The following is a 430-nucleotide window of genomic DNA, read 5'->3' as shown; positions in this document are numbered from 1 at the left end:
GCAGCAGCCTGCGCGCGATCGTTACCGGCTTTGTCGCCACGCTTGGTCTGCAGAGCTCGACCGCGACGGCGCTGATGACCGCGTCCTTCGTCGAGCGTAACCTGATCCGAGGGCGGATGGCGCAGGTCGTGCTGCTGGGCGCCAATGTCGGCACTGCCGTCACGGCCTGGGTCGTCGCACAAGGCATAGAATGGCTCGCGCCGCTGATGCTGCTGGTCGGCATTGTTCTCTATCGCGGCAAGAACAGCGCAAGGCAGGGCGGCGGCGCGGCGCTGATCGGCATCGCGCTGATGCTGCTGTCGCTGCAATTGCTGTCGGCAGCCACCGCGCCGCTGCGTCATTCGCCAGCCTTGGGCGCCTTTATCGGGCTGCTTGACGGCGCCTGGCCGGTGGCGCTGATTTTTGCGGCGGTGCTGGCGGTGCTCTGTTC

1 protein-coding gene is annotated in these 430 nt (G+C 67.0%); it reads left to right on the top strand.

Annotated elements, in window-relative coordinates:
• Positions 1-430: Na/Pi symporter (locus AC1D0P_RS30145; RefSeq protein WP_477680088.1), on the top strand; the 430-nt coding region annotated here is incomplete at both ends.

The sequence above is a fragment of the Polaromonas sp. P1_G2 genome (assembly GCF_056405515.1).
This window is presented reverse-complemented; position numbering and strand designations above follow the sequence as displayed.